This is a genomic window from Bradyrhizobium tropiciagri, assembly GCF_001189845.1.
Lineage (GTDB): Bacteria > Pseudomonadota > Alphaproteobacteria > Rhizobiales > Xanthobacteraceae > Bradyrhizobium > Bradyrhizobium tropiciagri.
Map to the genome: position 1 here is coordinate 51,496 of NZ_LFLZ01000056.1, position 9,122 is coordinate 60,617.

At 59.4% G+C, this 9,122-nt stretch carries 7 protein-coding genes; 5 read left to right on the forward strand and 2 right to left on the reverse strand.

Annotation, left to right across the window (positions count from 1 at the left end):
- Positions 1-328: 328 nt before the first annotated feature.
- Entirely contained in the window at positions 329-667 is a 339-nt protein-coding gene (locus tag AKN84_RS32610; protein ID WP_244485633.1) for a hypothetical protein, read from the forward strand.
- A gap of 1 nt (position 668) precedes the next feature.
- Positions 669-1,232, forward strand: a complete 564-nt coding sequence (locus tag AKN84_RS32615) for a type II toxin-antitoxin system VapC family toxin (protein WP_050399871.1) — start codon at positions 669-671, stop codon at positions 1,230-1,232.
- Positions 1,233-1,389: 157 nt separating this feature from the next.
- Here the strand turns inward: AKN84_RS32615 and AKN84_RS46305 are convergent, their stop codons facing one another.
- Both AKN84_RS46305 and nolL read right to left on the reverse strand, forming a co-directional pair.
- The gene (locus AKN84_RS46305; RefSeq protein ID WP_128971346.1) at positions 1,390-2,412 is read right to left on the reverse strand and encodes an IS701 family transposase; all 1,023 of its coding nucleotides are present in this window, start codon (positions 2,410-2,412) and stop codon (positions 1,390-1,392) included.
- Between the two features lie 203 nt (positions 2,413-2,615).
- A complete protein-coding gene (gene nolL / locus AKN84_RS32620; RefSeq protein ID WP_128971347.1) occupies positions 2,616-3,749 on the reverse strand; it encodes a nodulation factor fucose acetyltransferase NolL in 1,134 nt (377 codons plus the stop codon).
- 1,496 nt (positions 3,750-5,245) lie between these two features.
- Here nolL and AKN84_RS32625 point away from each other — a divergent pair.
- The 3 genes from AKN84_RS32625 to AKN84_RS32635 form a co-directional block, all read left to right on the forward strand.
- Complete coding sequence (locus AKN84_RS32625; protein ID WP_050424574.1) at positions 5,246-5,443, forward strand: hypothetical protein; 198 nt, start codon at positions 5,246-5,248, stop codon at positions 5,441-5,443.
- A gap of 473 nt (positions 5,444-5,916) precedes the next feature.
- Complete coding sequence (locus AKN84_RS32630; RefSeq protein ID WP_050424575.1) at positions 5,917-6,303, forward strand: ectoine synthase; 387 nt, start codon at positions 5,917-5,919, stop codon at positions 6,301-6,303.
- Positions 6,300-9,122: amino acid adenylation domain-containing protein (locus AKN84_RS32635; protein WP_244485635.1), on the forward strand; the 2,823-nt coding region annotated here is incomplete at its 3' end. The genes AKN84_RS32630 and AKN84_RS32635, both read left to right, overlap by 4 nt.

Sequence of the window (9,122 nt, forward strand, 5' to 3'; positions counted from 1 at the left end):
CCCACGAGCCGCGCCGAGATGACGAAGCTCGGCTGGGAGTCCTATCGTCGCTCTGACTGAGGGCCTCCATCGGAGTGCGCTTCAGACCGCGTCGACGGCCTTCCGGAGCCCTGCGGATCCGAGCGCGTTCAAGATCTCGCTGGCTACTGTCCAGCGGGGGCCTTGGTGCCTGCCCGTGAAGCCACGCGCAGCGCCAAAATCTATTGGGACGGCGGTAGCTGCCTTCTGATGGTAAATCGTCTACGACGATTCCGCCCTTGCGACTTGAAGGCGAGGAGCGAAGGCGCTATGTTAAACAAAATCGAACTTTGTTATACAAGGTCAACCAATGCCGAAATTCAGCACAAAGAAACCCGCGTCCCGCGGCAAGCGTTCCACACTCGGCCACAAGGCCAAGACCGGTAAGCTCGGGGTTGGTGCGGCCTCGCGCGTTACCGCCATCATGAGCGCGGCAGAGCATTCGGGGCTGCTCGGAGAGAAGAGGGCGCGGATCGCTGGGCGGACCAGCCGGGAGCTGATCCAGCGAGCGAAACAGCAGACCGGTATCGCCGCGGACACGGATCTCATCGAATTTGCGCTCGCGAGCCTCGCGCTCGACGACAATTTCAGCGAGACGTTCCGGAAGACGATGGGTTCGGTCGACCCCAACCTCAAGCTCGGCTTCTGACGTGGCGGAATTCGATTTCGCAGCGGCGCTTCGTTGGGCGCGGTTTGATCCTGGCGCGACATTGGCGAGGCGGGCCGATCACGAACTTCCGTTCCTTGGTGATAGGCCCGAGGCGGGTCAGGAGCTTCTGCTCGACACCTGCGTCTACATCGATGGACTTCAGGGGCGCGCACCAAGCATCGTCGCGGACCTATTGGACCTTCGGCACGCCAACCACTCGACTGTCGCCATCCAGGAGTTGATGCACACAGTCGGGGTGCTAGATCCCAAACATCCTGGGACGCGCGCGGCTATCGAGCAGATCGGCGCCTCAATCTCGAGCATGCCGTCTCACCGAATTTTTGCTCCGGATGTGGAGATTGTTGGCCGCGCCGCGCTCCTCTCGGGCATGCTTTGCCGGCTGCAGGGCTATCAGAAGGACGACAAGTTGCGTGCGCTTCAGGACAGCGTTCTATTCCTGCAAGCCCAAAAAGCCGGGTTCACTGTTCTCACCGCCAATGTCGCGGATTTCGATTACCTGCTGCAACTGATACCCCTAGGTCGCGTGTTGTTCTATCGGAGGTGAGTTCGCGACTTTGCCGACCAGAAAGGCACACGTAACCTTTCAGTTCTTGTGCAACTAGCAGCCAATAAGAGTACATCAATCAATGTCGGCATTAGTTCTTGGCAGCAAGTGGACCCCCATATGCAGATCCATACTGTAGTCGGCGATGCGGGCTTGATTAATCGCGGCGAAGGGACCGCGGCATCGGCAAACGACCTCGGCGCATCGAACCTGACGGCTGTTTCCTCAATACGAGAGAGGGCCCGCCCGAGTTTACCAGCACGGGCGCCGGACGGACGCGCACACGGGCAAAACGCGAAGACAGCTGTTCTGCCGTGCCCTCACGGCACGTGATCTTGTGCCAAGCATGCGCTGGCAGACCGATCGCAAGCTTCGTGACCGAAATCGGTCGGTGTTTGCTATCACGCCGTGGCAGTTTTGGAGATCGTCCGTTCCCCGACCACTTCATCGGCGGCCGCGGTCCGGTTCTGAGCGCCCATACCGAGGTTTGTGGCAAGATGCCGGCCACATAGCTCAGGCCCAGTTCGGTATACTCCCAGCAGAGCGGTATCGGGCCGTAGCCGGCGTCCATCGGGACCACGCCGCGCGGCAAGCCCACCGCACAGGCCCAGCGCAAATGATCGAGTGCAATTGCCGGCTTCGTCTTGAAGGTGATGTCCTTGGGAACTCCGGTTTTGCGCCGACGTACACGGTCCGTCGCCCATTCCCTTGGTAGATAGAGCCGATAGGCCACCGGCAAGCCGCATGATGGTTCGCGAGCGAAAGCGTCACAGCAACCTGACAATTGTCTTGCTTGCCCAACTGACCGCAATTGCCGTGCAACGCCGACCGAATGCCGCCCCTTCTTAGGAAAGCCCGTATCATCGATGATCCAAGCTTCGATCTCTCCGTGACGTTCGATGCCCGGTAGCGCTAACTCACGGATCTTGCCCAACACTTGCTGATCCGACCAGTCGCCTTGACCGACAAGATGTAACAAGGCCTGATGTTGTGCCGCTGTCCGCTCAGGAGCCGTAATCGCCGCCATCGGCTCGACCCTCTTGCGATCGCATGGCATCATCAGCCCGGTGCGGTAATCGCGAAGCGGTTTGGCTCGTCCCACATGTCCGATCACGCTCGCAAGGCCCTCAATATATGCCGAAAACCGCGACGCCACGTCCCCCGATTTTGTCAGACCCATCTCAGCCTCCCCACGCTGAAAAGTGGAATCTTCTCAAATATATGATTCCTGTCGACAACCGCCGCGACACTCTGACTCAGTAAGACTAGGCCTACTGCGTCACTTTCGGGGGAAGCAAATTACGTGGAGCAAAGACGCAATGTTCTGGAATATTTTTCGGCGAGGCACCCAGATTGGGGCGCCATGAATGGACAGCAGGTTCACTAGTCCCGCAAGCTACGATGGTTTGCGAGAGCCTCCTGATTGATTTGGATGCCCGACAAGGAGCGGGGTGGCACTCCGAGCACGAGCTGGGAGAGATAAGGAATGTCACGCACGGCCCACCGAACCGTTAGCGCGACGGCAACAATCATTGTCCCGAGAAATGCAGCCGCGGCCGACCTCATCGTGGCGTCCCAAGATTCTCCATACTGTATCGAATCCATGAGACGGAATACCGTACCTTGGATCAAGTACAGCACCAGCGTGCTGGGTCCCAGTTTCGCGGCGATAAAGCGGACCACCCGATTTGAACGACCAATATTCCAGGATCGAAGCAGGACCTCAGTCATTACCGCTGAGACAGCTGCGGAGCCAAGAAACATCAGAAGCACATTTTTTGCCGACTGCAAATCCTGGATCAAAGCGAGATTGTTGTAGACGTAAGTGTCCTTGCCCCAGATCGCAAAGCACATCATAGCCGCAATTGTGACAGACATAACCAAGAACGGCCTGTGAGAGCGCATCATGCTCGTCCACCGTTCTCTCGACATTGCAAATGAGAATCCCAGGCAGAAAAACGGGTAGGTATACTTTATGAGAGGGAATATGGAAAAGGTCAGAGGTGCAAGGACCACCAGAATGACCGATACGAACAAGGCCCATGGCGACGAATGATTGAAGATCGAAATAGTTTTAGCGAGAAGAAAACAAATGAACGCGGCCCAGACGAACCAGTATGTGCCGGCGAAATCATTCAGGAACTGCAAAACGTTGTCTGGTGCGCTCGCCAGTCGGGGAAACATGGTCAACTTTAATGTCGCCAGGAGAGAGAACCAAAACAGCATAGGCACCAGGAGCTGCATCGCACGATCGCCCATGGCTTGCATGAAGGACTTTTCCAGCAGCGCTCGGCAGGAAAGATAACCGCTTATTCCCATAAAGAGGGGCATGTGGAACATGTAGATCCATTTGAAAATTGCCGAATCCCAAAACCCTTCATTTCGATAGAGGATATATTGGATCAGGTGACCGACGATCACTAAAATGATGAGCACTCCTTTGGTAAAGTCCAAAGCGAGATCGCGATCGTGCGCTGTCTCAGGCATAATCTTTGCTGTTACATGATGTATCAACATCTCGGCACACTTTTCCGATCAGCCGAATCCATAGCTCGCCACAAATCCTGTCCGACGACGGCGGAGACAGTTGCCACGGAGAGTCTGCGCTCCAATAGCTGACTTTGCGATAAATACCGAAAGGAAAAGGGAGAAACGAGCTATATGATGGTTTATCGATTTCTTTCCCACCAACCTTGCTTCAATCGCTTCCCAGATCCTGCGGGCACTTCGCAGCATGCACCGAGCGGAAGAGGTGTTTGCAAGGCATCGCAAGGAGACTTTCCATAGCGCAGGGCATGAACCGCATCCGTCATTTCGGCACTGCGCAGCTCCGTGCGGGCGAGTGACTAAGTTTTACCCTGCAGATACCTGATCTAGTGATTGCTTCCGTGGATGCCAGCTGTCGAGCTCGCTTGGCTGGGGATAACGTGGTGAATGATGGGCGAGCGTTGACCGGACGCTTCTGATTCGCGCCTGCCGGTGGAACCTCCAAATTATTGCGATCCAACGGGCAAAAACTCAGCCGTGTTGGCTGGGTTTGCGGCGATGGCGAGGGTACCCACCGAATCCGCTATTGGCCTTCGCCACAATGCGCGTTGCCGGGCGAAGAAGTTGCCGGGCGAAGAAAGTGCGGCATGCGATTGCTGATCACATTTGACCATGCGAACCAGCCAGTGGCCTGCCGCAAACTAAATGTCGGGCGCAGCTAAAACCATCCACCATGCCTCAATCTCATCTCGTCAGCCCGATCTGTCGCCAATTGTCCAACGCGTTCGGTTAAGCCGATATCGTTTCGCAACCAGGACCGTGAGGGAAATCGCTCGAATCTGCGACGCCCGGGCAAGGTCGAGCGGCGCAGCCAGATGGCGATCATCCGGCCGAGCCGGCTGCCGTTTCGTGTGCGCCGCCTATCCACGCAAACGCCGTTCCTCGCGGCTGACAAACCGTCCCGGGATGCTTTGTCGTCTCCGGGGAGAATGCCTTCTCGTTGCCTAAAACCCCCTTCAGTCATCAATGAGCCTTATGCGTTGATCTCGCTATGCGGAGCGAGCTGGATCGGAAACAATCAACCTAACGAATGTCTGGTGCCCATTCGTGCAATGAGCGGCCTAGCGTGGGTTAAATCCTGCATCGAGGTGCGGTTCTTCGGCGGATCTTTCATGAAGACCCGACTCAGTATCAATCCTCGTCCAATGGCGACGGGCGCCCTGAAGAGAGGTTCCATCGCTGCCCTTGAACGCCACGTCCAGCCGGCCGACGTTGCAGCAAGGTGATGCCCACCCTTGGCACCGCCGTTGGGCGCACGCGAGCATGGCTTCCAACATGGCGGCCTGACGCTCCAGCGCAACACGCTCCTGGGGCTTGAGGGGCGGCGTCGGACGCCTCGCTGGAGCGGTACTACGGATCCTGAACGGCTGATCACTGACAAATGTTTCAGGCGGGCAGCGACCCAAACAGCGCCGACGATGGCAGCCCACTTTCATCCATGTCGGAGGCGTAAGCGATAGGTCCGCGTGCGCCTGTCGACAACGACGAAGGACAACGTCAACCTGAAGCCGCTATGGATTGGGCTGACTGCGTGCGCCGAAATCCAAGTAAGTCTGGAAGCCGACAAAGCCAACAAAAACATGTTGCGAATTGTTGACCATTGGCTGGCGCGAAGAATGCAGACCCCCGCCTGCCTTGAGGGCTTGGCTACCGTCGCAAGTTGAAGCCGGCTTGACCACGCAGCCAAATCCTTTGCGCTCGCTAGCCGGCTGAAACAGCCGCACATTTGTCTCTTATCTGAGGGCGGCCGTGGCATGGGGTTTGCTCAGTTAACTGAGAGGCTGCGGTGCTGTATTCGCGCCGCGAGACACAGCGAAGGAAGGAAACAACTTGCCAAATCTGCGACCGGAGCCGCTTTGTCTGGCCGGCAACATCACCAGCGGCATTCTCGACCATACCAACGCAGGCGGCAGAACCGCGAAGAAGGATGAAAATCAAGGTGGTACGTGCACGCCTTCGGCTCGGCTGCGGAATACCCTCACGCCGATATTTTTTTCCAGACGCCGGGAGAGCTCGGTAGGCCTTTTGGGTGCAGCCGATGCTTCGACAGTGCGCGGAAGCCGCGCTTGCAGGTCAAAAACAACGACCTTCAGCTGCCGCAACAATGAATTCAACGTGTATCCGGCAATCGAACGCTATGATTGTGCGTAGCCTGCACGACATTGAAGCGACCGATCACTTCGTCGATTGGGGCAATGGTACGAGCCACCGCCTTCTGACGGATAAGGACGGCATGGGTTTTAGCGTCTGCCACACTGTGGTCCGCGCTAACACCGTTTCGCTTCTGCAATACCGCAATCACCTCGAAGCCTGCTACTGCATCGCCGGAGAGGGCGAAGTCGAGGACATGGACGGCAATGTCTTCTCCATTCGTAAGGGCGACATGTATGTGCTTGACAAGCATGACAAGCATCTTCTGCGCGGGGGACGGGACAAGGACCTGATCCTCGTCAGCATCTTCAACCCGCCGCTTAACGGAACCGAGCGCCACAAGCTCAACGACCCGGCAGGCTCGACATATTGAGCAAGGCGAAGATCGACTGCATGGCGCAGCATTTGCAAACTTATGGCGTGAGGGCCGATGCGGGGCAGCCGTTCGGCTGCATCGATATCCTGTCGACCGACGAGCGCTCCTATCTACTGGAGGAGTTGAATCGGACGGCGGCGCCTTATCCGTCGGAGCTGTGCATCCATGAGCTGTTCGAGGCGCAGGTGCAGAAGGCGCCGGAGGCGGTGGCGGTGGTCCATGAGAAGGAGAGATTGAGCTATGGCGAACTCAATGCGCAGGCCAACCGGCTGGCGCATCATCTGATCGAGCTCGGGGTCAAGCCGGACCAGCCGGTGGCGATCTGCCTTAAACGCAGCCTGGCGATGGTGGTTGGTGTCTTGGCGATCCTGAAGGCGGGCGGCGCCTATCTGCCGCTGGATCCAGCCTATCCACCGGCGCGGCTGCGGCAGATTGTCGGCGATGCAGAACCGCAGCTGCTGCTTTGCGATACCGCCGGTCGAACCGCATTGGGCGGCGAGGCGCTCGCGGATGTCAGCGTGGTCGATCTGGATACTGGCAGCTGGGCCTGGTGCGAGCGGCCGCCTTCGGATCCCGACCCGCGCACGCTTGGTCTCACATCGCGCCATCTCGTCTATGTGATCTACACCTCAGGCTCAACCGGAACGCCCAAAGGCGTTGAAATGTCCCACGGCTCGCTTGTGAATTCGCTGGCGGGGATTGGCACCTCAAAACTGCGTACACTTCAGTTCGCGACTCTGAACTTCGATGTGTCCTGCCAGGAATTGTTCATTTGTTGGAAGGACGGCGGAGTACTTGTGCTCCTGCGGGAAGAGACCCGGAGGCGCTTCGCCGACCTGCTGGAGTTTGTGGAGCGGGAGGCGATCGAGCGGCTTTTCCTCCCATTCGTGGCATTGAATCATCTTGCAGAAGTCTGGAGCACGCAGCGCGTGCAGCTGCCCTCTTTAAGAGAGCTTTATACAGCCGGCGAACGATTGCAGGCCACCCCACTGCTCAGGGCGTTCTTCGAGGCACACCCGAACGCGAGATTGATCAATCAATATGGGTCCACAGAAATCAGCGTCATTTCCGAGCACCACCTTGCAGCTGATCCGTCATGTTGGCCCGAGATGCCTCACATCGGTCGCCCGATCGCCAACACGCGGGTCTACCTGCTGGATGGTCATGGCACGCCCGTGCCGTTCGGCGCAGTGGGCGAGCTTTACATCGGCGGGGCAGGGGTTGCGCGCGGGTATTTGAACCGCCCTGAACTGACAGCCGAGCGGTTCATCGCCAGTCCCTTTGTCGAAGGCGACCGGCTGTACCGGACCGGTGACCTCGGGCGTTATCTGCCGGACGGCAATATTGAGTTTTTGGGCCGCAACGACGACCAGGTGAAGATCCGCGGCTACCGCATCGAGCCGGGCGAGATCGTAGCAAAGCTGTGCGAGCACGCCTTTGTGCGCGAGGCGGTGGTGGTGGCACGCCAGAGCCGCGCCGGCGACAAGCATCTGATCGCCTATGTGGTCTGCGCGTCCGAGGCCGGCTCGGACGGGGGCGATGGAGGCGGGCTTGCCGGCACCTTGCGCGCGCATTTGAGTAGCCGGCTGCCGGACTACATGGTGCCGGCGGCGTTCGTGCCGATCGCAGCGCTGCCGCTGACGCCGAACGGCAAGCTCGATCGGAACGCGCTGCCGGCGCCGGCCGACGAGGCCTATGCGCTGGCGGCCTATGAGGCGCCGCAGGGCGCGGTCGAGACCGCGCTGGCGCGGATCTGGGCCGAGCTTCTCGGTGTCGAGCGCATCAGCCGCCACGACCACTTCTTCGAACTGGGCGGCCACTCGCTCCTGGCCGTGCAGGTGTCGAGCCGGCTGTCACAGGCTGTCGGGATCGAACTGCCGCTGTCGACGCTGTTCGCAAGGCCGGTGCTGACTGACCTGGCGGCAAGCATCGTCGAGCTGTTGAGCCGCTCCGGTCCGCAACAACTGCCGTCGATTGCGGTCGTGTCGCGGCATGAGCCGCTGGTGCTGTCGTTTGCGCAGCAGCGGCTATGGTTTTTGGCGCAGCTGAACGTAGGCAGCACGAACTATCACATTCCGCTGGCCCTGCGACTGCGCGGGGCGCTCGACGGCCGCGCCTGGCAGCGCAGCCTTGACCGTCTGTTTGCGCGTCATGAGGCGCTGCGCAGCGTCTTTGTCGCGACGCAAGGCAAGCCCCGCGTTGAGGTCCTGCCGCCGGATGCGGGATTGCCGATAGTCGACCACGATCTGCGCGAGAGATCGGATGCGGAAGCGGCACTTTTGGATCTGTGCCAAGAAGAGGCGCGCACGCCGTTCGATCTTGCGCGCGGTCCGCTGATCCGCGGGCATCTGGTGCGGATGTCAAATGATGAGCACGTCTTCCTGCTGACCCAGCATCACATCGTCTCGGACGGCTGGTCGATGGGCGTGCTGCTGCGTGAACTCAGCCAGCTTTACCGGGCATTCGAGGCTGGTCAGGACGATCCTTTGCCGGCGCTGGCGATCCAGTATCCGGATTACGCCGCCTGGCAACGCCAATGGCTGTCGGGGGAACGGCTGCAGAAGCAGGCGCAGTATTGGCGCAGCGCCCTGGCAGGCACCACCCGTCTTGTCTTGCCGACCGACCGTGCGCGGCCGGCCCAGCAGTCGTTTGCCGCGGCCACGGTCCCGATCGTCATCGATGCGGATCTGACGGGGGAGCTGAAGCGGCTGAGCCTGCAGCATGGCACGACGTTGTTCATGACGGTGCTGACAGCCTGGGCGGCGGTGCTGTCGCGTCTGTCGGGGCAGGACGACCTTGTGATCGGCGTGCCGAGT

Excerpts from the sequence above, each read along its gene's own strand:
- AKN84_RS32610 (WP_244485633.1), top strand. The coding sequence starts at position 329 with ATGCCGAAATTCAGCACAAAGAAACCCGCGTCCCGCGGCAAGCGTTCC.
- AKN84_RS46305 (WP_128971346.1), bottom strand. The coding sequence starts at position 2,412 with ATGGGTCTGACAAAATCGGGGGACGTGGCGTCGCGGTTTTCGGCATAT.
- AKN84_RS32630 (WP_050424575.1), top strand. The coding sequence starts at position 5,917 with ATGATTGTGCGTAGCCTGCACGACATTGAAGCGACCGATCACTTCGTC.
- nolL (WP_128971347.1), bottom strand. The coding sequence starts at position 3,749 with ATGTTGATACATCATGTAACAGCAAAGATTATGCCTGAGACAGCGCAC.